Raw genomic sequence first — 22027 nt, 5'->3', positions numbered from 1 at the left:
GAGGCGCGTAAGTTGCGGCCATCAGGGGCCGTTTTGCCGGCCGCGAACGCGGGCCGCGGTGCGCCAATCGGGCTCGGGGCCGCGTCGGGCACGCCAATTTTAATGCTTATGGCCATGGGTGCACACAGAGAGAGCAATTTTACAGCGGAGTGTGGCATAATGTGGTTAATGTCACGTTTTTAATGAAGAGTACCTCCTTTTGCTAATCTGTAACAACATCACCATGCAATTCGGTAGCAAACCGCTATTCGAAAATATTTCCGTAAAATTTGGCGGCGGCAATCGCTACGGCCTGATTGGCGCCAACGGCTGCGGTAAATCCACCCTGATGAAAATCCTGGGGGACGACCTGGTGCCCAGCGGCGGCCATGTCAGCCTTGACCCGAATGAACGCCTGGGCAAGCTGCGCCAGGATCAGTTTGCCTTTGAACAGTATACCGTGCTTGATACCGTCATCATGGGCCATGCCGAGCTCTGGGCGGTGAAAGAAGAGCGCGACGCCATCTACGCCATGGCCGAGATGAGCGAGCAGCAGGGCTATCGGGTTGCCGATCTCGAAGTTCTGTACGGCGAGATGGATGGTTATACCGCCGAGGCGCGCGCCGGTGAGCTTCTGTTGGGCGTCGGCATTCCTCTTGAGCAGCATTACGGTCCGATGAGCGAAGTGGCGCCTGGCTGGAAACTGCGCGTGCTGCTGGCGCAGGCGCTGTTCGCCAATCCGGATATTCTGCTGCTTGACGAACCTACCAATAACCTGGATATCAATACCATCCGCTGGCTGGAGCAGGTATTGAACGAGCGCAACAGCACCATGGTCATTATTTCCCATGACCGGCACTTCCTGAATATGGTCTGCACCCATATGGCGGATTTGGATTACGGTGAACTGCGCATCTATCCCGGCAATTACGACGATTATATGACCGCGTCCACCCAGGCGCGCGAACAGCTGATGTCCGGCAACGCCAAGAAAAAGGCGCAGATTGCCGAATTGCAGTCCTTTGTCAGCCGCTTTAGCGCCAATGCGTCCAAATCACGCCAGGCAACCTCCCGCGCCCGCCAGATTGAAAAAATCAAGCTGGACGAGGTGAAGGTGTCCAGTCGCCAGAATCCATTTATCCGCTTCGAGCAGGATAAAAAATTGTTCCGCAACGCCCTGGAAGTACAGCAGCTGACCCAGGGTTATGACGGCCAGCCGCCTCTGTTCAGTAAAATAAACCTGATGCTGGAAGTGGGCGAAAAGATGGCGGTGCTCGGTCCCAACGGCATCGGTAAAACCACCCTGCTGAAAAGCCTGGTGGGCGAGCTGCCGCCGGTGGGCGGCACCATCAAGTGGTCCGAGAACGTCAGCATCGGTTATTATGCCCAGGATCATTCCAGCGAGTTCACCGAAAACATTAACGTGTTTGACTGGATGAGCCAATGGAAACAGCCCAGCGACGACGAACAGGCGGTGCGCAGCATCCTTGGCCGGTTGCTGTTCAGCCAGGACGATATCAATAAACCGGTCAGCGTCTTATCCGGCGGCGAAAAGGGCCGCATGATGTTCGGCAAGCTGATGATGGAAAAACCCAATATCCTGCTGATGGACGAACCCACCAACCATTTGGATATGGAATCCATTGAGTCGCTGAACTCGGCGCTGGAACTGTACCAGGGGACGCTGATATTTGTGTCCCATGACCGCGAATTCGTCAGTTCGCTGGCGACGCGCATCCTGGAATTAACGCCGGAAAAAGCGATAGATTTCAGCGGTAACTATGAAGATTACCTGCGCAGCCAGGGTTTAAACTAAGCTGATGACGGTTTAAACGCCGTTTTAAGCGCCGGCCCTGGTTGCGCGGGGCCGTTCCATTTCTCCTATTGCCGCGCAGTGTTCGCCGGAGCAACGCCGCCCGCGCCAAACGCGATTTCCCTCTCAGCCGGGCGACGCCGTCCCACACACGGCGCAATGCGGATCCCGCGGCAGCACCATCTCCCGAAACTGCAGCGTCATGGCGTCATACATGACCAGCCGGCCGGCCGGCGGCTTGCCGAACCCTGTCAGCAGCTTGATAGTCTCCATGGCCTGCAACGAGCCGATAATGCCCACCAACGGCGCCATCACGCCGGATTCCGCGCAGGTGAGGCTGCCTGCGCCGAACAATCGGCTCAGGCAGCGATAGCAGGGTTCGCCGGGCTGGTAGGTAAAGACGCTGATTTGCCCCTCCATACGGATCGCCGCACCGGACACCAGCGGCGTCTGGCGGGTGAAACACAGCCGGTTGAGCTGCTCGCGCGTCGTCACGTTATCGGTGCAATCCACCACGACGTCATGCTGCGCGATAAGCTCGGTCAGCGACTCGTCGTCCAGGGCGGCGTTGCGCGTGGCGATAGTGACATGGGGGTTAACCGACGCCAGGGCAAGGGCGGCGGAATCGACTTTAGCCATGCCGATGCGCCGATCGTCGTGCAGTATCTGGCGTTGCAGATTGGACAGCGCCACAATGTCGAAATCCAGCAGGGTGAGCTGTCCTATGCCCGCGGCAGTGAGATACAGCGCCGCGGCGCAGCCCAGCCCGCCCAGGCCCACCACCAGCGCACCCGCGTTTTTCAGCCGTTCCTGGCCGTCAAAATCAAAGCCGCGCAGCATGATTTGCCGGTTGTAGCGCAGCATTTCCGCATGAGTTAATTCGTCCGCCACGGTCCGGCCCTATGATAACAACAGATGATTAAAGGGTTCGATATCCACCCATTCGCCCACGGCCACGTCATCCTGCTCGGCCGGCAGCACGATAAAACAGTTGGCGGCGCTGAAGGAGCTGAAAACATGGGATCCCTGCGCGCCGGTGCCGGCGACCTCGATATCGCCGCGGGGCGTGGTATGGAACACGCCGCGCTGAAAATCCATCCGGCCGGGCGTTTTTTTAAGCCGCGTCAGCGTTCTGGCGCGCAGCCGGGCGGGTAACCGCCAGTGCGCCCGCCCGGCGAGCCTGGCTATCAGCGGCTGCACCAACTGGTAAAACGTCACCGCCGCCGACACCGGATTGCCCGGCAGACCGCAGAACCAGGCGTGCTCCAGACGGCCGAAGGCAAAGGGTTTGCCGGGTTTCATCGCCAGTTTCCAGAAGCTGATTTCACCCAGTTCTTCAAGGATAGTTTTGGTATAGTCCGCTTCACCCACCGACACGCCGCCGCTGGTAATCACCAGGTCGGCCCGGCTGTCCGCCTGGCGGAATGCGGCGCGCAGGGCCTGGGCGTCATCGGCGATAATGCCCAGATCGATAACCTCGCAGCCCAGCTGGCGCAGCATCAGGCGTACGGCGAACCTATTGGTGTCGTGGATTTGCCCGGCGGCCAGGGGCGCCCCTATGGGCTGTAATTCGTCGCCGGTGGAAAACAGCGCCACCCGTGGCCGTCGCACCACGTTGATGTCCGCTATGCCCAGCGACGCCAGCAGCGGCAGCTCGCTCACCCCCAATGCGCGACCGGCGGACAGGACCTGGTCACCCAGGCGGATATCGTCGCCGATACGGCGAATATTCTGTCCCGGTTTTACCGGGGCGGTAAAACACACCCCATCGCCGGATAATTCGGCCTGCTCTTGCATTATTACCGCCTCCGTCCCGGGGGGAACGGGCGCGCCGGTCATGATGCGCACCACGCTCCCCGGCGGCCAATCGGCCGCGAAGGGCTTGCCGGCAAACGCTTTACCGGCTACCGGCAGCGGCGCGCCGGCGGCGATATCGGCCAGGCGCACCGCATACCCGTCCATGGCGGAATTATCAAACGGGGGAACGTTTACCGGGGAAATTACCGCGGCGGCGGTGATGCGCCCGGCGGCGTCGGTCAGCGCCAGCGTTTCGCGTTCGGCGAGCGGCCCGACCCGGGAAAGCATTTTTTCCAGCGCCTGTTCAAGCGTAAGCAGGGACGAATTCAAGGATGCCATATCAACTCCTGTAGCGTCGGCCGTTAATCCAGCGGCCGGAAGGGCAAGTATGCCGTGGCTTATTATGCCAGAAAACCTATGCCAAAAAATAAGGCGGGGAAGTAAATGCGCAAGGGATTGGCTTTGCCGCTTTTTAGCTAAGCTTAAGCGGCGATTTTACCTAACGAAAGGCCATTATTGTTGATGCCGTCAATAGTGACATTTCCGCTTTACACTGGCGGGCTGGGTTAATATAGTCAAAAATAATAACTAAATAGTTCTATGTCACATTTATTTAATTAACAACTAAAGATTGTCCGGGGCCTTCGCTGCTTCGCCAGCCGGACGCCCCGTCCCTTGACCACCGATTGCAGGGTACGTTATTTGATGAGCAAAGCAGTCATAGTTATCCATGGCGGCGCCGGCGCCATTGCGCGCCAGGCCATGAGCACCGAGAAAGAACAGCACTATCGCCAGGCGCTGGCCGGTATCGTCGAGCGCGGACAGGCTATCCTGGCGGCGGGCGGCGCCGCCCTCGACGCGGTGACCGAGGCTGTGCGCCTGCTTGAGGAGTGCCCTTTGTTCAACGCCGGCAAGGGCGCGGTGTTTACCCACCAGGGCGGTCATGAGCTCGATGCCAGCATTATGGACGGCCACACGCTTGCCGCCGGCGCCGTATGCGGCGTGACCCATATTCGTAATCCCATCCTCGCCGCCCGCGCGGTGATGGAGCACAGTGCGCATGTGATGTTTACCGGCGATGGCGCGGAAGCCTTTGCGTTTGCCCGCGGCCTGGAGCGGGTGGAACCGGAATTTTATTATACCGCCGAACGCTACGCCCAACTGCAGCGCGCCCTGGCCGATGACGCCGGCGCCATTCTCGATCATGATGCCCCGTCAGGCGGCGATCCCCTGGATCCGGACCGAAAATTCGGCACCGTGGGCGCGGTGGCCTGCGATAGTTTCGGCCATCTGGCGGCGGCCACCTCCACCGGCGGCATGACCAACAAACAGACCGGCCGGGTGGGAGACTCGCCGATTATCGGCGCCGGATGCTATGCCGATAACGCCACCGCCGCCATCTCCTGTACCGGCAGCGGTGAAGTGTTTATGCGCGGCGTGGCCGCTTATGACGTGAGTGCGCGCATGGCGTACGGCGGACTGTCGCTCCAGGAAGCCGCCGGGCAGGTGATTTTCGATAAGATCCTGGCTCTTGGCGGCTCCGGCGGGCTGATTGCGGTGGATGCTGCGGGCAACGTGGCGCTGCCGTTCAATAGCGAAGGTATGTACCGCGGCGTCGGTTATGTCGGCGCTACGCCCGATATCGGCATCTACCGCTGATGGTCGATCCTATGGCAACAGGACGCCATCCGGTTCCGTCACCGGCGGCAGCGCCCGGTTTACCGGAGGAACAGGTATTGTCGGTGCGTGACCTGAGCGTGCATTTTTCCCATGAAGGCCAGCGCATCGAGGCGGTGCGGCGTATTTCATTTACCATCAACCGCGGCGAGACCCTGGCGATTGTCGGCGAGTCCGGCTCCGGAAAGTCGGTCACCGCCTTATCGATTATGCGGCTGGTGGAGCTGGGCGGCGGCCGGGTGGACAGCGGCGTCATGCTGTTTCGTCGCCGTGGCGGCGAGGTGCTTGATCTGGCCCGGGCCGGACAATCCACGTTGCGGGGCCTGCGCGGCGCCGATATGGCGATGATTTTCCAGGAGCCGATGACGTCGCTGAATCCGGTGTTTCCGGTGGGCGAGCAGATAGCCGAATCCATCCGCCTGCATCAGGGCAAAGACCATCGCAGCGCCCGGCAGGAGGCGCTGCACATGCTGGATCTGGTGCGCATTCCCAACGCCGCAAGCATGCTCGATCGCTATCCCCATCAACTCTCCGGCGGCATGCGCCAGCGGGTGATGATTGCCATGGCGCTGTCGTGCAAGCCGGCGCTGCTGATTGCCGATGAGCCCACCACCGCCCTGGATGTGACTATCCAGGCGCAAATCCTGCAGTTGATCCGCACCCTGCAGCGTGAAATGCAAATGGGGGTGATGTTTATCACCCATGATATGGGCGTGGTGGCCGAAATGGCCGACCGGGTGCTGGTGATGTATCAGGGCAATGATGTGGAGTCGGCCCCGGTCGACACGCTGTTCGCCCACCCCCGTCACCGCTATACCCAGGCTTTGCTGGCGGCGGTGCCGAAGCTGGGTTCGATGGCCGACAGCGATTTCCCGGCGAAATTTCCGCTGCTCAACCCACAGGACGCCGCGCCTGCGGATATCGAGGCCGCGGCCAGGGCGCCGGATTCTCCCGCGCTAAGCGCGGCCAAGGGGCAAGATACCGTGCCGCCGCGCGCCGCGCCGATTTTGCAGGTCAAGGATTTGGTCACCGGTTTTGATATCCGCGGCGGTATTTTCAACCGTGTCCGGCGCCGGGTGCACGCGGTGGAAAAAGTCAGTTTCTCCTTGTATCCCGGCGAAACCCTGGCGCTGGTGGGCGAATCCGGCTGCGGAAAATCCACGACAGGCCGCTCGCTGCTGCGCCTGGTGGAGAGCCAGAGCGGCGATATTATTTTCAACGGCCGGTCGATTACCGCGCTCACGGGACATGAATTGCAGCATCTGCGCCGCGATATCCAGTTTATTTTCCAGGATCCGTACGCCTCGCTCGATCCCAGGCTCACCGTCGGTTATTCGATTATGGAACCGCTGCTGGTGCACGGCGTAGCGCAGGGCCAGGAAGCGCAACGGCGGGTGGAAACGTTACTGACGCGGGTAGGGCTGCTGCCCGAACATGCCCAGCGTTATCCCCACGAGTTTTCCGGCGGCCAGCGCCAGCGTATCTGTATCGCCAGGGCGCTGGCGCTTAATCCTAAGGTGGTGGTGGCCGATGAATCGGTCTCGGCGCTGGATGTCTCGATACAGGCGCAGATCATTAACCTGATGCTCGATTTGCAACGTGAATTCGGCATTGCCTTTTTGTTTATTTCCCACGATATGGCCGTGGTGGAGCGGGTCAGCCATCGGGTGGCGGTCATGTATCTGGGGCAAATCGTCGAGATCGGACCCCGTCGCCAGGTTTTCGCCAACCCGCAGCATCCTTATACCCGCAAATTAATGTCGGCGGTGCCTGTTCCCGATCCCACGCGCCGCCGGCCGGAACATGCTTTACTGGTAGATGAGATTCCCAGCCCCGTCAGGGCGCTGGGAGATGAACCAATCGTTGCGCCGTTGGTTAAGGTCGGGGAGGGGCACTATGTGGCCCGTCATCCGATCGGCGGCGCCTACTGACAGGGATATTCTTGGAGAGTGCAACCTTATGATAAAAAACACGGTTAAGCGTAATATGCTTATCGCCTCGGCGGTGATGGGCGCGTTGGCATCGGTACCGGCCTGGGCGGCCAAGGACGCGGTGATCGCGGTGGGTTCCAACTTTACCAGCCTGGACCCGTATGACGCCAATGATACCCTGTCGCAGGCGGTGGCCAAGTCGTTCTACCAGGGGCTGTTTGGCTTCGATAAGGATATGAAGCAGGTTAACGTATTGGCGGAAAGTTATCAGGCCAGCGCCGACGGCCTCACCTATACCATCAAGCTGCATAAAGGCGTGAAGTTCCAGGACGGCACTGATTTTAATGCCGAAGCGGTCAAGGTGAACCTGGATCGCGCCAGCAATCCGGACAACCATCTCAAGCGCTACAATCTGTTCAAAATGATCGACAAGACCGAGGTGGTCGACCCGTTAACGGTAAAAATCACGCTGAAAACGCCGTTCTCGCCGTTTATCAATAATTTGTCCCATCCGGCGGCGGCGATGATTTCCCCCGCGGCGCTGCAAAAATACGGCAAGGAAATCGGCTTTCATCCGGTGGGCACCGGCCCATACGAATTTGAGGTGTGGAACCAGACCGATTTTGTCAAAGTGAAGCGTTTTGACGGCTACTGGCAAAAAGACGCCGCCAAGCTCGACAGCATCACCTGGCGACCGGTGGTGGACAACAATACCCGCGCGGCGATGCTGCAAACCGGCGAAGCCAATTTTGCCTTCCCGGTCCCTTACGAACAGGCGGCCTTACTGGCAAAAAGCACGAAGCTGGATGTGGTGTCGGCGCCCTCCATCCTGCAGCGCTATATCAGCCTGAATGTAACGCAAAAGCCGTTTGACGACGTCAGGGTGCGCCAGGCCGTGAACTACGCCATTAATAAAGACGCGCTGATCAAGGTTGCCTATGCCGGTTATGCCGTGCCCGCCGAGGGGCCGCTGCCCGCAGGCATTGATTATGCGGTTAAATATAAACCCTGGCCCTACGATCCGGCCAAGGCGCGCGAACTGCTGAAGGAAGCCGGTTATCCGGACGGGTTCACCACCACTCTGTGGTCATCGCACAATACCAGCACCTTCCAGAAGGCGCTGCAGTTTACCCAGCAACAGCTGGCCCAGGTGGGGATCAAAACCACCGTTACCGCCATGGATGCCGGCCAGCGCGCGGCCCAGGTCGAGGCCAAAGGGGTGAACGAAACCGGCGTGCGCATGTTCTATACCGGCTGGTCCGCGTCCACCGGCGAGGCCGACTGGGCCCTGACGCCGCTGTTCGCCAGCACCTCCGCGCCGCCTGCCATCTTCAATACCGCCTTTTACAGTAATCCGCAGGTGGATAAAGATTTGACCGAGGCGTTGAAAACCACCGACCGCGCCGAGAAAACCCGGTTGTATAAAGACGCGCAGGATAAAATCTGGGCTGACGCCCCTTGGGTATTCCTGCTGACGGAAAAAATGCTGTACGCGCGCAGCAAGAATCTGACCGGTTTTTATGTCATGCCGGACAGTTCATTTGATTTCACCCACGCTGATATGAAATAACCCGGCAGAATGCTGAATTATTTTATTAAGCGCTTATTGGGGCTGATCCCGACCCTGCTGATCGTCGCGGTGCTGGTGTTCCTGTTTGTCCACCTGCTGCCGGGCGATCCGGCCAGGCTGGCGGCGGGGCCGAACGCCGATGCCTCGGTGGTGGCGCTGGTGCGCCAGGATTTGGGGCTGGACCGGCCCTTGCCGGAGCAGTTTGTCCATTTTATCGCCAATGCCGTACGCGGCAATTTCGGCACCTCGCTGGTGTCGAAACGGCCGGTCAGCGCCGAGATAAGTTCGCGGTTTATGCCCACATTCTGGCTGACCGTCGCCAGTATGGCGTGGGCGGTGATCCTGGGCATGGCGCTGGGCATCGTTTCGGCGGTATGGCGTAACCGCTGGCCGGACCGCATCGGCATGACGCTTGCGGTCTCGGGGATTTCTTTTCCCGCCTTTGCGCTGGGCATGCTGCTGATGCAGGTATTTTCCGTCGGTCTGGGCTGGCTGCCCACCGTGGGCGCGGACACGCCGCGGCATTATATCCTGCCCGCCATTACTCTCGGCGCGGCGGTGGCATCCATCATGGCGCGTTTTACCCGCGCCTCTTTTGTCGAGGTGATGCAGGAAGACTATATGCGCACCGCCCGGGCCAAGGGCGTGGGCGAATTCTGGGTGGTGGTAAAACATGGCCTGCGCAACGCCATGATTCCGGTGGTGACCATGATGGGCCTGCAGTTTGGTTTTCTGCTGGGCGGTTCGATCGTGGTGGAGGCGGTATTTAACTGGCCGGGACTGGGACGTTTGCTGGTGGATTCGGTGGAGATGCGCGATTATCCGGTGATACAGGCCGAGGTACTGCTGTTTTCGCTGGAATTTATCATTATTAATTTACTGGTGGACATGTTATATGCGGCAATTAATCCGTCTATCCGGTATCAATAGGGACCGGCGATGAAATTCTGGCGACGAAACGCCGCCCTGGCGGCGATGCCGGTGCTTAATCCTCATCGCGTGCGCACGCCGTGGAGCGAGTTCTGGCGGCGCTTTAAACAGCAGCCGCTGGCGCTGGCGGCCGGGGTATTTGTGCTGCTGCTGATTATCAGCGCGCTGCTGGCGCCCTGGCTGGCGCCGTTTGACGCGGAAAACTTTTTTGATTATGACCGGCTTAACGAAGGACCGTCGGCCATGCACTGGCTGGGGGTGGATTCCCTGGGGCGCGATATTTTCAGCCGCATCCTGATGGGCACGCGCATTTCGCTGGCGGCGGGCTTTTTTTCCGTCTTGCTCGGCATGGTCATCGGCACGGTGATGGGCCTGGTGGCCGGGTTTTATGAAGGCTGGTGGGACCGGCTGATTATGCGGATCTGCGACGTGCTGTTTGCCTTTCCGGGTATTTTGCTGGCTATCGCCGTGGTGGCGATTATGGGCAGCGGCATGGCGAATGTGATTATCGCCGTGGCGATTTTCAGCATTCCGGCGTTTGCCAGGCTGGTGCGCGGCAATACGCTGGTGCTCAAGCACCAGACCTTTATTGAATCGGCGCGCAGTATCGGCGCGTCGGACCGCACCATCCTGCTGCGCCATATTCTGCCGGGGACGATGTCTTCCATCGTGGTGTATTTTACCATGCGTATCGGCACCTCGATTATCACCGCCGCCAGTTTGTCATTTCTGGGGCTGGGGGCGCAGCCGCCGATGCCTGAATGGGGGGCGATGCTGAATGAGGCGCGGGCGGATATGGTGACGGCGCCGCATATTGCCATTTTCCCGAGCCTGGCGATTTTTTTGACGGTGCTGGCGTTTAATTTGCTGGGGGATGGGTTGAGGGATGCGCTGGATCCGAAGTTAAAGAATTAAGGAGAAGGGTGCCCCTGAGGGAATGTGCTTGCGTTTTTGGGGCGTGGGGGAGGCATTGATTGATTTTACCAAATTGGGATGTTTGCGGGTCAGGCAGCGATTTCGCTTGCCGGAGTGGGATGTCTGCGGGTGAGGTGGGGATTTCGCTTGCCGGAGTGGGATGTCTGCGGGTGAGGCGGGGATTTCGCTTGCCGGCGTGGGGATGTCAACGGGTGAGGTGGGGATTTCACTTGCCGCGGGCGGCGGTGTTTTATGGTGCCCCGTGCGGGCAAGCGACGAGGGGCCGGCAGTCGCCCCGGCCCCCTCGACCCCCGGGCTACCGGCAGATCGCACGCCGCTGCGCGGTGCCTTCCGTCCCGGCTCCCGCCCTGCGGCCCGCACGGCACGCGCTCCCGGCGCGGGCCTAAGCTCTCGCCGCATCCCTGCGGCTCGTCCGGTCGTGAACCGTGCCGTCAGCGTGCTTGATGCCGGTCCAACGTCAACGTCAAAATCAACGACCAAGTCAACGTCAAAATCAACGACCAAGTCAAAGTCAATGTCAAAATCAACGACCAAGTCAAAATCAAAATCAAAGTAAAAATCAAAGTGAAGGTGAAGGTCAAAAGCAGGTGGCAATAGAAAATGGCACTATCTATAGCAAGAGCCAGTGCCAAAAATAAATGCCATTGGCAGAAGCGACAGTCAATGATAAAAGCAACTGCCACGGACCATTACCCGCAGTGCCAATCCTTCCCTATTTCCCATCCCAGGCATCGATTCTCTCCTCCCTGATCTTCACCTTGCCCTCATCATTCACCTTAAAGTAATCCTGCGCCATGCCCCCCTCCCAATCGCCATAGCTGGGATTGGGCAGCACAATATATTTGCGCCCGAATTCCTCCTGGTGACGGTTAACAAAATCCCGCCGTTGGGTATTCAGTTTATGATAGGTCTCGCCGCTGAAATCATTCAGGTTATCGCCGACATACACCACGATATCATAGCCCTGTTTTTCCACCGCCGCGAAACGCTCAACCTTATTGGAGCTGCCGCCGGTAGGTTTCAGTAATACTGTTTGCGGGCTGACGTCGGCAAAACCCAACGCCTTGAGATTATCCACCGTGGCGGTGTAGTCAGCCTGCGCGCGGTTGGAGACATAAAAAATACGACCGCCGTGCTCCAGCACATAGTGGGAGAACTCCACCGCGCCCGGCAGCGCCTTGGCCTCGCGCGCCTGGTTCCATTTGCTCCAGGTAGCGTCGGTAAAGGGCTGGTGATGCTTGATCTGCCAGCCGGCATAGGCGCTGTTATCGATCATGGTTTCATCCAGATCCACCACCACCGCCTTCTTCAGGCCGGGGCGGGCCTTGGCTTGGATAAATGCCGTTTCGGCGGTATTAAAAGCCTGGTAGGACAGGGCGCTGATTTCGCCCGATTGCTGCATCCAGTTAACGGCAAATACCGTTTGTTCCGTGAGCTTTTGCTGTGCCGTCTCAGGCGCGGCGGCTTGCTGATGAGGAGCGCAGCCGCTTAGCAGCAGGCTGAGGGTCAAAGCGGCGAACCCGCATTTTACAGTATGCATTGTTTCTCCTTGTCGTATCCCGAAACTGTCTATAACTCAACCCATCGAAGCGGGTAATTTCAGTGTTGTCTGGCAGGGGGTATCAATTTTCAAGATAACTTAGTTATTTATAAATTAATAACATGCATTTTATTAATTATGAAACTAAAAACATCGTGCGATTGGACACGGGAACCACGCGAGGGAATAACGGTAATGTCAGTAAGTGTAAATCCGGCGGTGATTTATCGCGCAACCGGCGGGTCATTTCTACGCTTAAGGGGAACGATAAAATGGAGAGAACACCATGCGTTGGATAACACCTCTGCTGCTGTCGGCCGGCCTGGCGTTTTTCAGCGGCCGGCTCATGGCGGCGGAACTTCAGGTCACCCAATTGCTCACGGGTATGGATCACCCCTGGTCCCTGGCATTTTTGCCGCGGGACGGCGGTATGTTGATTACCGAACGACCGGGACGGCTACGCTACTGGCAGCCCGGCCAGCCCCTTTCGGCCCCCATCGCCGGCGTGCCAAAGGTCTACGCCCACGGCCAGGGCGGGCTGTTCGATGTGGTCCTGGCCCCGGATTTTGCACAGTCGCGGCGCATTTATCTTAGCTATGCCGAAGCGGGCAAAGACGACGCGGGGACGGCGGTCGGGTATGGCCGTTTATCGGAAAATAACCAGCAACTGACCGATTTTAAAGTGATTTTCCGCCAGCAGCCCAAACTGTCCAGCGGCGAGCATTTTGGCGGACGGCTGGTATTTGACCGGCAAGGGTTCCTGTTTATCAGCCTGGGCGAAAATAATCGCCGCCCCACGGCGCAGGATATGACCAAACACCAGGGCAAAATCGTCCGTTTAACCGCCGATGGCGAAATACCGCCGGATAATCCTTTTGTCCACGACGATAATGCCCGTCCGGAAATCTGGTCCCTGGGGCATCGCAATCCGCAGGGAATGGCATTAAATCCCTGGACCGGCATCATCTGGGAGAATGAACACGGCCCTCAGGGGGGCGATGAAGTGAATATCATCACCAAAGGCGCTAACTTTGGCTGGCCGATCGCCACTTACGGCATTAACTACTCGGGTTTGAAAATCCCCGAAGCGCAGGGCGGTGTGGTCGCGGGCACGGTGCAACCCGCCTGGTATTGGCAAAAATCGCCGGCGATAAGCGGTATGGCATTCTATAACGCCGATCGATTTCCGCAGTGGAAGAACTCGCTGTTTATCGGCGCATTAAAACAACAGGCGTTAATCAGACTGACGCTAAAGGGAGACGTTGTGAAGTCTGAACAACGCTTGCTGGAAGACCGCCATGAGCGCATCCGCGATGTGCGCGTGGGACCCGACGGCTTCGTCTACGCGCTCACCGACGAGCGGGACGGTAAATTGCTCAGGCTTGGGCTGGAATAACCACCGGCCTGATAGCCGATGGCTGGGGTCTTTTGAACGGCGTAACGCACGCATGACGGGCAACGGCCGCCACGGGGATCGGGCGCTTCCGGCCGGGCCCGCATCGCGTCATCATGCCGGGGGCGGCAGGCCCGGGTTAGCTCAGCGGCAGCATGACCCGCGTCTTGAAGGCATGACGGGAAGAAATGGCGTCATACCAGGTTTGCAGATGGGTACGTGGTTTGCGCTCGATATCAAGCGTAAACCAGTTATACGCCAGGCATCCGATGGGAATGTCGCCGATGCCGAATTTTTCCCCGGAAAAATAGGGGTGCTTTTCCAGAGCGGTTTCAGCGATATCCAATAATTCCTCGCATCGTTTAATGCCGTTTTCTATCAATTGTTTATCACGCTTGGCCGGTGGCGTGCGGATAAGATTGATATACACCGGCTGTAACGCCGGCGACAGGCTGGATAACGTCCAGTCCATCCATTTTTCGGAGGCGGCGCGTACCGCCGCATCCGCTAATAGCCACTGGTCCTGGCCGAATTTTGCCGCCATATAGCGTACGATGGTATTGGATTCCCAGAGCACCAAATCGTTATCATCATCCTGCAGGCAGGGCACCAGGCCGTTGGGATTTAACGCCAGGAACAGCGGATCCTTGTTTTTACCGTATTCGCCGCCAGCCGGTATTACGTTGAACGCCAGTTCAAGTTCCGCGGCGCACCACAGTACTTTTTTCACGTTCACTGAATTCTCACGACCCCAGATTGTCAACATTGCGCCTTCTCCGTTATATTTTTCTAAATAGTTGGGCAATCTTCAGCGTGGCCTAACAGGGGGTTATGCCGTAAAAAAACCGGTTTACCTGCTCCGCCTTTTATCGCCGTATTAAGCCTGATTTTAGCGCATAAAAAGAAAATGAGCTTTTCCCGGACATATCTTCATGGTTTAACCGGTCTTCATAAATTATAACCTGTAAACTATTGCGCTAATTGATAATTATCTAAACATGCATCTTTAAACGATATTTTGTTTCAAAAAAAAATAGCGCGGCAAGAATCCGCGATGTCCGCCTGGGAATTATGCTTTAATCTTGGGTTTTACGGCCATTGGCCGGGTCCATTCATTTAGGGAAAGGTATCGTTATGACAGTGATAAAAATCGTGCGCGCGGTTTTATCCGTAGGGCTGTTTGCCCTGGGGTTGCAATTGGCCCAGGCGAACAGCGATCCAAAAACCATTGTCTTCGGCGTCGCGCCGGGTCCTTATGGGGATATGGTGAAGCAGGCCATCAAGCCTGAGCTGGTAAAAAAAGGCTATACGGTGGAGGTGCGGGAGTTCAGCGACTATGTGCAGCCGAATATGGCATTGGCCAACGGCAGTATTGACGCCAATCTTTTCCAGCATACGCTGTATCTGGAAAAGTTTGCCGCCGACAAAAACCTGAAGGTGAGTAAACTTATCACCGTGCCCACCGCCAGCATGGGTTTCTATTCGCATAAAATCACCGCTATCCGCGAGCTCAAGAAGGGCGATATCATCACGCTATCAAATGATCCCACCAACCTGGCGCGCGGCCTGCGTTTTCTGGAAAAACTGGGTCTGATTAAAATCAAGGCGGATATCGACCCCACTAAAGCCTCCGAACGCGATATCGCCCTGAATCCGCGCGGCCTGGTATTCAAGCCGCTGGAGGCCGCCCAGTTGCCGCGCACCCTAGACAGCGCCAGCGGCGCGCTGGTCAACGGCAACTTTGCCATTGCCGCGGGCCTGAAGATGTCATCGGCCCTGGCGCTGGAAACGCTGGATGAAAATCTGAAAAATGTCATTGCGGTACGCACCGACGATTTGGATAAACCTTTTGTCAAAGACATCAAGGCCGCGGTGGAATCGCCGGCGTATGCTGCGGTGATTAACCAACCCGGCTCGATGTTCAGCCAATTCCAGAAACCCGAATGGATGCAGGCCGCCCCCCAGGTTAAACCCTGACCAAGCCCCTGCCGGCACTCTTGTCCGGCAGGCGGTTTTCCGCTTTGGATGTGATTTTGGAGTATGCGGATAATGATTCAGTTAGACCATATCAGCGTGGATTTCCCACAGGGAAAGCAACCGGGCGCCCGCGCGGTGGACGACGTCAGCCTGCGGATTAAACGCGGTGAAATCTACGGTATCGTCGGCGCCAGCGGGGCGGGCAAAAGCACGCTGCTGCGCACCATCAACCTGCTCCAGCGGCCAAGCGCCGGCGAGGTTATCGTTAACGACGTCCGGGTCAGTGCGCTTTCCGGCGGCGCGCTGCGCCGGCAACGGCAAAAAATCGGCATGATTTTCCAGCATTTTAACCTGATGCATACGCGCACGGTGGCGGCGAACGTCGCCTTCAGCCTGCGGGCGGCCGGCAAATCCTCCGGTGACATCGCCCGGCGGGTACCGGAAATCCTGGCGCTGGTGGGCCTGGCCGATAAGGCGGCGGCCTTCCCGGCACAGCTTAGCGGCGGGCAAAAACAGCGGGTCGGCATCGCGCGCGCCATCGCTAACCAGCCTGAGGTGTTGCTGTGTGACGAGCCGACCTCGGCGCTGGATCTGGAAACATCGGCATCGATACTGACACTGCTTAAGGAAATCAATGTCCGCCTCGGCATTACCATTGTATTGATTTCCCATGAAATGACGGTCATCAAGACCATCTGCGACCGCGTGGCGGTGATGACCGGGGGGAAAGTGGTGGAGGAAGGGGCGGTTTTTGACATTTTCGCCACGCCCCGGCACGAATTTACCCGGCAACTGGTTTCGCATACCTTTAATCTGGAGCTGCCGCCCCGCTTAATGCAGGATTTACGCGGTACCCTGTTGAAAATATTGTTTGTTGGCGCCTCCGCCGAGCAGCCGGTGCTGTCGGATGTCGCCACGCGTTTCGGCGTGTCGGTGAATATCCTGCACGGAAAAATTGAGTATATCGGCTACCGCGCGTTGGGCGTGCTGGTGGCGCTGTTAACCCATCCCACCCGGCCGGAACAGGTTGCCCTGGCGGTCACCTATATCCAGGAAAATACCGCGCGCGTGGAGGTGCTGCATGGCTGATTTATGGCTCGATCTTTTTGCCGCGTTTGGCGAAACCTTCCAGATGGTGGGGATCGCCACGCTGTTTGCCATTATCGGCGGCCTGCCGCTGGGCTTTCTCATCTATGTCACCGACCGCCATCTGTTCTGGCAAAACCGCGCCCTCTATCTTAGCGGCACGGTGCTGGTAAATATCATCCGTTCGATACCCTTTGTCATTCTGCTGGTGCTGCTGCTGCCGTTAACGCAATTGTTGCTGGGCAACACCATCGGGCCCATCGCCGCGGCCGTGCCGTTATCCGTGGCGGCCATCGCGTTTTATGCCCGTCTGGTGGATGGCGCGCTGCGCGAAGTGGATCCCGGCATTGTCGAGGCTGCCGAAGCCTTTGGCGCCAGCCCGATGCGCATCATCTGCACGGTGTTATTACCGGAGGCGCTGGCGGGTCTATTACGCGGGTTGACCATCACCCTGGTCAGCCTTATCGGCTATTCCGCCATGGCGGGGATTGTCGGCGGCGGCGGGGTGGGCGATCTGGCCATCCGTTTTGGTTATTACCGCTACGAAACCAACGTCATGATCATTACCGTGGTGGCGCTGGTTATTTTAGTCCAGATAGTCCAGGTGTTGGGCGACGCCCTGGCACAACGCGCCGACCGGCGCAGTAAACGCTAAACCGCCGCCCGCCGTCAGGCGGCGGTAAGATAAAAAAATGTAAAAAGAGCTGAAAATTGATCGCCGTTGCGGCAAAGTTGAACTGTTTCGCATAGACTTGATGTGTTTGCACGGCTGACAAACCAGCACACAAATTTAAAACGGGTATGATGATCAGGAACATCGCTATGTTTATGGTTTTGCCCATCATCCCAAGGTATGGCTTTGTCATCAAACTCTGTTGGGATCTCTACCGTGAGTAACGCGGTTACCATTGTTGAAGGGATACTCTGGCCACGCCATGAAGAATGACATTTTTCCACAAAAAAAAACCACCCTGACCCTGGGCGCACTGCTGGTGCTGGCCCTCATCCCCGCAGCCCGGGCCGATACGCCGCCCGCCGCGCCGGAAGTAAACGCCAAGGCGTTTATCCTGATGGATTATCAAAGCGGCAAAGTGCTGGCGGAGTCAAATGCCGATCTGCGTCTCGACCCCGCCAGCCTGACAAAAATCATGTCCAGCTATGTGATTGGGCAGTCCCTGAAGGCCAAAAAAATCACGGAGCAGGATAAAGTCACCATCGGCAAGGATGCCTGGGCCACGGGTAACCCGGTGCTGCGCGGATCGTCGCTGATGTTCCTGAAGCCCGGAGAGCAGGTCTCCGTGGCGGATCTGAACAACGGGGTGGTGATCCAGTCGGGCAACGATGCCAGTATCGCCCTCGCGGATTATGTCGCCGGCAGTCAGGATGCGTTTGTCAGCCTGATGAACAAATATGTCGACGTCATGGGATTGAAAAATACCCATTTCCTCACCGTGCATGGCCTGGATGCCGAAGGGCAATACAGCACCGCGCGGGATATGGCGATCATCAGCCAGGCGCTGATTCGGGATGTCCCGGACGAATATGCCCTGCATAAACAAAAAGAATTCACCTATAACAAGATTAAACAACTCAACCGCAACCGGCTGTTATGGAACAGCAATCTCACCGTGGACGGCATCAAGACCGGTTATACCGATGGCGCGGGCCATAACCTGGTGGCGTCGGCTATCACCCCTGGCGGCATGCGGCTGATTTCGGTGGTGCTGGGCGCGCCCACCGACGGGGTGCGTTTTCGCGAGAGCGAAAAAATCCTCACCTGGGGCTTCAATTTTTATGAAACGCTGACGCTGATTCCCGCCGGCAAACCCTTTACCCGCCAGCGTGTCTGGTTCGGCGATCGCAGTGAGGTGGACTTGGGCGTGGCGCAGGATGCGTCTGTTACCTTGCCTAAAGGCCAGATGAAAAACCTGAAGGCGTCATTTACCCTGGCGTCTCCTCATCTTGAGGCGCCGCTGGCTCGCCACCAGGTGGTAGGAACCATTGATTTTCAACTGGACGGCAAGGTTGTCGAACAACGCCCGCTTGTGGTGCTCGATGAAGTGCAGAAAGGCGGCTTTTTCCGCAACATCTGGGATTGGATCCTACAGACCATACACGGCTGGTTTGGCAAATAGGCCGTCTCGTCTTCCGTTATTATGATGCCTCCCAGCGGGAGGCATTATCCCACCTTATTCCAGCAGCTTATATAGAATCGCCGACAGCGCGATAAAGCCTATGGCCCAAACAAAATAATTGCTGGCCGCGCCGCGATAGCGGGCCATGGCCGGCACCTTGGCTATGGCATACATGGGCAGCAGAAAAAGCAGCATGGCGATAATCGGGCCGCCCAGCATTTCAATAATACCCAGGATGCTGGGGTTGATGGTCGCCACCAGCCATGTCGACGCCAGCATAAACAGCCCCGTCAGCCGGTGCAGTGTAACCTCATGGACGGTTCTGCCCGGCTTGCGCAGCGCCTTATCCAGCAGGCTGATAAAGCCCTCGCTGGCGCCGAGGTAATGGCCGAGGAAGGATTTGGTTATCGCGACAAACGCCACGACCGGCGCCAAAAAACCGATAAAGGGATTGTTGAAGTGATTGGCCAGGAAGGACAGGATGGAGATGTTTTGCGTTTTGGCGTGCGCCAGGTCCTGGGGCGAGAGGCTAAGGACGCAGCTGAAAACGAAAAACATCACCGTCAGCACCATCAGGATGTTGCTGTATAATAAAATGCGCGAGCATTTTTGCTCGGCGTTATCGCCGTATTCCTTTTTTTTCGACATGGCGAAGGCGGAAATGATGGGTGAATGGTTAAACGAGAATACCAGCACCGGCACCGCCAGCCACAGGGTATGCCATAACCCGCCGTTTCCTGTGCCGCGAAGCGGCAGGGCGGTATGGAAAATGTCGGTGCTCCAGTGGGGCATCAGGAACGCGCCCAGGAACAACAGCACCGCGACAAAGGGAAATACCAGCATACTCATGACCTTGACGATAATCTCTTTACCCAGGCGGATGACGGTCATCAGGCCCATGATCAAGATCAACGACAGCAGCGCGCGCGGCGGCGCGGTAAGGTGCAATTGATGGGTAATAAAACTGTCGACGGTATTGGTGATGGCGACGCCGTAGACCAGCAGAATGGGGTAAATGGCAAAAAAATAAAGCAGGGTAATCACCTGGCCCGCCCGGGCGCCGAAGTGTTGCTCAATCACATCGGTAATATCCCGGCACGCGCCGTCGCCCGACAACACCAGGCGGCATAAAGCGCGATGGGCGAAAAAGGTCATGGGGAACGCAATCAGCGCCATGATGATCAGCGGCACCAGGCCCCCGATACCCGCATTGATGGGCAAAAACAGCACCCCGGCGCCGATAGCCGTGCCATAAAGCCCCATCATCCAGACAGCATCCGTTTTGCTCCAGGATGCCGACGCGGTCCGATGGGCCAGTGTTTCCGTGGTGGCTTGAGTTGTATCCATTATATCTCCAAAAAACAAAGCGGAACGAATAATATATAAACTGCAAAGGCTTATTACATAGCCGCTTTTATTGCAATAGCAGTTACGAAAAACAGTAAGAGCGAGTCATCAGGTAAATAATATTGGGCGGTGAGATCAGATGGACATAATATAGAATTTGTTCGGGATATTCATGCGCAATGTTGATTTTTTTGATCTAAGTCGATTATTTAATGGTGCAGTACGGGTTAGGTTAATGCGTAATAATAATAATAACTCCTGCTATAATATTTGTAATGGTTCATTAACGTTAAAGTTATCTAACGCTTTAATATAATAATATTTTTTGGCATCGGCGGCGTTTTTTTCGACCTGCCGCCGTCATGAGATTAATGCCTGCCCAATAGCCTGCACCCCTATAACGCTATTATGCGGCCAAGCACCTAATGTCGGCATTTATTATTGCTGTTATTATGAATTATCTTTTAATTAATTTACTGTAATTGAATTAGTCATTTTTCGTGGAATAATAGGGGATAATACGGCCCCGGCCCAACGACCAGACTAAAAAATCGCTGTCCGGCCTGCAGGTGGCGGCGTCAGCGCAGGGGCGCAGGTTGTAGCGGGGAAACCGCCGCTCGATGCGCCAGGCAACCGTTATGACCGGGGGAATGGCGGACAATAAAAAACCCGAAAGTCTTGAACCTAATAGGCGGGACGATCGGGCTCCTCAATTTGGGGACATCAAAGAAAAGCAGTGGCACATATTCAGACTGCGGCCATAAGCGAAAGTTCTGCGTTAGATCAAAAAAATCTCATTTCCGACCGGCGCCATGAGCGCCGGGCTTATGCGTCGGCGCCCGCGCCGTACGGCAGCAGCCGGCAACGCGTACGGCCGGCGCGGCGCGCGCGGCCGGTGGCTGCTGTTTATGTAAAAAAATTAATGTAAGAGGGCGACGTGTCATCATAAGAAAAAACTGAAATTTTCATTTTATTGCGACGCCGCCATGGATAGAAAGGGTCTGATGGTGGCAAAAAGCGTTTCAGCGCCGCGCCCCGGGCAAAAAAAGAAATTATTTTATTTACCGTAAAAAAGTCAGGTTAATGACAAGGTTGGAAGCGTATCATCGGTTTTATATGTCCATCGGGGTGTGATTGTTCTCTCACAATGAATAACAAAATTTCATTCTTGCGTAACAAATCAGCCACCTTAATAAGCATGGACCATAACTTTATTGTTACCAGCAACTATTTGATAATTATGAGATTATCAAGTATATTCATTAGAATAAAATCTGAGAATACACCATTATTGCCGCCAGGGAAGCGTACCGGGATTTGACGGTTACCGGACGTTTGCCTTTGGCGTTGTTTTTCCCTTGTCGCCGGGAAAATATACGCCATTTTATCGCGGTAAACATTTTTCTGCCGATGACCGGCGGCCGGGATGAATTGGGCGGCATTCATCATCGGGAAACCGCGTTTTTTTTCTATGGCGTTTTGATCACAGCGTGAATTATGGGAGGCAAAAATGGCGCTCTACCGGCATTGGGCTGGAACCATAAGCAGTGCTGTACTGTTCGGCGTAATCTTTGCCAGCCAGGTCAGCGGCTTCGAAGTGATGAAGACCGGGGATCACGGCGCGGCATTTGGCCTGCTGCTGTTTTTACTGCCCGGCATCGTCGGCAGCCTGCTGTTGCATGAGAATAAAATCATCAATCCGATCGTGGGCGCCCTGATCGCTTCGCCTTTTTGCCTGCTGCTGTTTTACCTCGGACATGGTTTATCCATCAGCCTGTGGTATCAGCTTGCCTACATGTTAAGCGCGGTATTTTGGTGCGCCTGCGGCGCGCTGGGGTGTTACTTTGCCGGCGTGATATACAAAGGGGCGGCGCATTGACGGCGGCGTAAAAGAATAAAGCCAGCCCGGGCTGGCT

At 56.9% G+C, this 22027-nt stretch carries 18 protein-coding genes; 12 read left to right on the top strand and 6 right to left on the bottom strand.

Translation table 11 applies throughout. The annotated features are described in order from the left end of the window. The first annotated feature begins 223 nt into the window (after window positions 1-223). Window positions 224-1795: an ABC-F family ATPase gene (locus ACL2XN_RS09865; RefSeq protein ID WP_413730966.1), complete on the top strand. Its 1572-nt coding sequence runs from the start codon at window positions 224-226 to the stop codon at window positions 1793-1795. Between the two features lie 123 nt (window positions 1796-1918). Here ACL2XN_RS09865 and moeB read toward each other — a convergent pair whose 3' ends face one another. Together moeB and moeA are read right to left on the bottom strand one after the other, a co-directional pair. Beyond that, window positions 1919-2656 carry a molybdopterin-synthase adenylyltransferase MoeB gene (moeB, locus tag ACL2XN_RS09860; protein ID WP_413730965.1) on the bottom strand — a complete coding sequence of 246 codons (738 nt, stop codon included), beginning with the start codon at window positions 2654-2656 and terminating at the stop codon, window positions 1919-1921. Between the two features lie 36 nt (window positions 2657-2692). Next, window positions 2693-3928 carry a molybdopterin molybdotransferase MoeA gene (moeA, locus tag ACL2XN_RS09855; RefSeq protein ID WP_413722360.1) on the bottom strand — a complete coding sequence of 412 codons (1236 nt, stop codon included), beginning with the start codon at window positions 3926-3928 and terminating at the stop codon, window positions 2693-2695. Between the two features lie 366 nt (window positions 3929-4294). Here moeA and ACL2XN_RS09850 point away from each other — a divergent pair, with 366 nt between their 5' ends. The 5 genes from ACL2XN_RS09850 to gsiD are packed head-to-tail and all read left to right on the top strand — an operon-like array spanning window position 4295 to window position 10612. Then, on the top strand, window positions 4295-5248 hold the full coding sequence (locus tag ACL2XN_RS09850) for an isoaspartyl peptidase/L-asparaginase family protein (RefSeq protein WP_413722361.1): 954 nt from the start codon (window positions 4295-4297) through the stop codon (window positions 5246-5248). A gap of 11 nt (window positions 5249-5259) precedes the next feature. Further along, window positions 5260-7197: a dipeptide ABC transporter ATP-binding protein gene (locus ACL2XN_RS09845; protein ID WP_413722362.1), complete on the top strand. Its 1938-nt coding sequence runs from the start codon at window positions 5260-5262 to the stop codon at window positions 7195-7197. A gap of 28 nt (window positions 7198-7225) precedes the next feature. Beyond that, a complete protein-coding gene (gene gsiB, locus ACL2XN_RS09840) occupies window positions 7226-8767 on the top strand; it encodes a glutathione ABC transporter substrate-binding protein GsiB (RefSeq protein WP_410015950.1) in 1542 nt (513 codons plus the stop codon). Between the two features lie 9 nt (window positions 8768-8776). After that, entirely contained in the window at window positions 8777-9697 is a 921-nt protein-coding gene (gene gsiC / locus ACL2XN_RS09835; protein WP_410015949.1) for a glutathione ABC transporter permease GsiC, read from the top strand. Window positions 9698-9706: 9 nt separating this feature from the next. After that, on the top strand, window positions 9707-10612 hold the full coding sequence (gsiD, locus tag ACL2XN_RS09830) for a glutathione ABC transporter permease GsiD (RefSeq protein ID WP_413722364.1): 906 nt from the start codon (window positions 9707-9709) through the stop codon (window positions 10610-10612). A gap of 733 nt (window positions 10613-11345) precedes the next feature. Here the strand turns inward: gsiD and ACL2XN_RS09825 are convergent. Further along, window positions 11346-12173 carry a 5'-nucleotidase, lipoprotein e(P4) family gene (locus ACL2XN_RS09825; protein WP_413730725.1) on the bottom strand — a complete coding sequence of 276 codons (828 nt, stop codon included), beginning with the start codon at window positions 12171-12173 and terminating at the stop codon, window positions 11346-11348. A gap of 286 nt (window positions 12174-12459) precedes the next feature. Here ACL2XN_RS09825 and ACL2XN_RS09820 point away from each other — a divergent pair, with 286 nt between their 5' ends. Next, entirely contained in the window at window positions 12460-13569 is a 1110-nt protein-coding gene (locus ACL2XN_RS09820; protein ID WP_413730724.1) for a PQQ-dependent sugar dehydrogenase, read from the top strand. 136 nt (window positions 13570-13705) lie between these two features. On the opposite strand, the gene ACL2XN_RS09815 is transcribed toward ACL2XN_RS09820, so the two are convergent. Then, the gene (locus ACL2XN_RS09815; protein ID WP_410015945.1) at window positions 13706-14332 is read right to left on the bottom strand and encodes a glutathione S-transferase family protein; all 627 of its coding nucleotides are present in this window, start codon (window positions 14330-14332) and stop codon (window positions 13706-13708) included. Between the two features lie 368 nt (window positions 14333-14700). On the opposite strand from ACL2XN_RS09815, the gene ACL2XN_RS09810 reads away from it, so the two are divergent. From ACL2XN_RS09810 to ACL2XN_RS09795, 4 genes are all read left to right on the top strand, one after another. Further along, complete coding sequence (locus ACL2XN_RS09810; RefSeq protein ID WP_413722367.1) at window positions 14701-15543, top strand: MetQ/NlpA family ABC transporter substrate-binding protein; 843 nt, start codon at window positions 14701-14703, stop codon at window positions 15541-15543. A 72-nt stretch (window positions 15544-15615) separates the two neighbouring features. After that, the gene (locus tag ACL2XN_RS09805) at window positions 15616-16632 is read left to right on the top strand and encodes a methionine ABC transporter ATP-binding protein (protein ID WP_413730723.1); all 1017 of its coding nucleotides are present in this window, start codon (window positions 15616-15618) and stop codon (window positions 16630-16632) included. Then, window positions 16625-17284 (top strand): methionine ABC transporter permease, encoded by a 660-nt coding sequence (locus ACL2XN_RS09800; RefSeq protein WP_410015942.1) that lies wholly within the window; start codon window positions 16625-16627, stop codon window positions 17282-17284. Before ACL2XN_RS09805 ends, ACL2XN_RS09800 begins: the two co-directional genes overlap by 8 nt. 280 nt (window positions 17285-17564) lie before the next feature. Beyond that, window positions 17565-18764, top strand: coding sequence for a serine hydrolase (locus ACL2XN_RS09795; RefSeq protein ID WP_410015941.1), 1200 nt, complete (start codon window positions 17565-17567; stop codon window positions 18762-18764). A 54-nt stretch (window positions 18765-18818) separates the two neighbouring features. Here ACL2XN_RS09795 and ACL2XN_RS09790 read toward each other — a convergent pair whose 3' ends face one another. Next, window positions 18819-20111 (bottom strand): serine/threonine transporter, encoded by a 1293-nt coding sequence (locus tag ACL2XN_RS09790; RefSeq protein ID WP_410015940.1) that lies wholly within the window; start codon window positions 20109-20111, stop codon window positions 18819-18821. Between the two features lie 1227 nt (window positions 20112-21338). Beyond that, on the bottom strand, window positions 21339-21560 hold the full coding sequence (locus ACL2XN_RS09785; RefSeq protein ID WP_413722369.1) for a hypothetical protein: 222 nt from the start codon (window positions 21558-21560) through the stop codon (window positions 21339-21341). A gap of 61 nt (window positions 21561-21621) precedes the next feature. Here ACL2XN_RS09785 and ybjM point away from each other — a divergent pair, with 61 nt between their 5' ends. Beyond that, on the top strand, window positions 21622-21990 hold the full coding sequence (gene ybjM / locus ACL2XN_RS09780; RefSeq protein ID WP_410015938.1) for an inner membrane protein YbjM: 369 nt from the start codon (window positions 21622-21624) through the stop codon (window positions 21988-21990). Window positions 21991-22027 lie beyond the last annotated feature (37 nt).

It is taken from the genome of Sodalis sp. RH22 (assembly GCF_047324165.1).
Classification (GTDB): Bacteria; Pseudomonadota; Gammaproteobacteria; order Enterobacterales; family Enterobacteriaceae; genus Acerihabitans.
This window is presented reverse-complemented; position numbering and strand designations above follow the sequence as displayed.

Bases quoted from the DNA above. Each gene is read 5' to 3' on its own strand.
- ACL2XN_RS09865 (WP_413730966.1), top strand. From the start codon at position 224: ATGCAATTCGGTAGCAAACCGCTATTCGAAAATATTTCCGTAAAATTT.
- moeB (WP_413730965.1), bottom strand. From the start codon at position 2,656: ATGCTGCGCTACAACCGGCAAATCATGCTGCGCGGCTTTGATTTTGAC.
- moeA (WP_413722360.1), bottom strand. From the start codon at position 3,928: ATGGCATCCTTGAATTCGTCCCTGCTTACGCTTGAACAGGCGCTGGAA.
- ACL2XN_RS09850 (WP_413722361.1), top strand. From the start codon at position 4,295: ATGAGCAAAGCAGTCATAGTTATCCATGGCGGCGCCGGCGCCATTGCG.
- ACL2XN_RS09845 (WP_413722362.1), top strand. From the start codon at position 5,260: ATGGCAACAGGACGCCATCCGGTTCCGTCACCGGCGGCAGCGCCCGGT.
- gsiB (WP_410015950.1), top strand. From the start codon at position 7,226: ATGATAAAAAACACGGTTAAGCGTAATATGCTTATCGCCTCGGCGGTG.
- gsiC (WP_410015949.1), top strand. From the start codon at position 8,777: ATGCTGAATTATTTTATTAAGCGCTTATTGGGGCTGATCCCGACCCTG.
- gsiD (WP_413722364.1), top strand. From the start codon at position 9,707: ATGAAATTCTGGCGACGAAACGCCGCCCTGGCGGCGATGCCGGTGCTT.
- ACL2XN_RS09825 (WP_413730725.1), bottom strand. From the start codon at position 12,173: ATGCATACTGTAAAATGCGGGTTCGCCGCTTTGACCCTCAGCCTGCTG.
- ACL2XN_RS09820 (WP_413730724.1), top strand. From the start codon at position 12,460: ATGCGTTGGATAACACCTCTGCTGCTGTCGGCCGGCCTGGCGTTTTTC.
- ACL2XN_RS09815 (WP_410015945.1), bottom strand. From the start codon at position 14,332: ATGTTGACAATCTGGGGTCGTGAGAATTCAGTGAACGTGAAAAAAGTA.
- ACL2XN_RS09810 (WP_413722367.1), top strand. From the start codon at position 14,701: ATGACAGTGATAAAAATCGTGCGCGCGGTTTTATCCGTAGGGCTGTTT.
- ACL2XN_RS09805 (WP_413730723.1), top strand. From the start codon at position 15,616: ATGATTCAGTTAGACCATATCAGCGTGGATTTCCCACAGGGAAAGCAA.
- ACL2XN_RS09800 (WP_410015942.1), top strand. From the start codon at position 16,625: ATGGCTGATTTATGGCTCGATCTTTTTGCCGCGTTTGGCGAAACCTTC.
- ACL2XN_RS09795 (WP_410015941.1), top strand. From the start codon at position 17,565: ATGAAGAATGACATTTTTCCACAAAAAAAAACCACCCTGACCCTGGGC.
- ACL2XN_RS09790 (WP_410015940.1), bottom strand. From the start codon at position 20,111: ATGGATACAACTCAAGCCACCACGGAAACACTGGCCCATCGGACCGCG.
- ACL2XN_RS09785 (WP_413722369.1), bottom strand. From the start codon at position 21,560: ATGATGAATGCCGCCCAATTCATCCCGGCCGCCGGTCATCGGCAGAAA.
- ybjM (WP_410015938.1), top strand. From the start codon at position 21,622: ATGGCGCTCTACCGGCATTGGGCTGGAACCATAAGCAGTGCTGTACTG.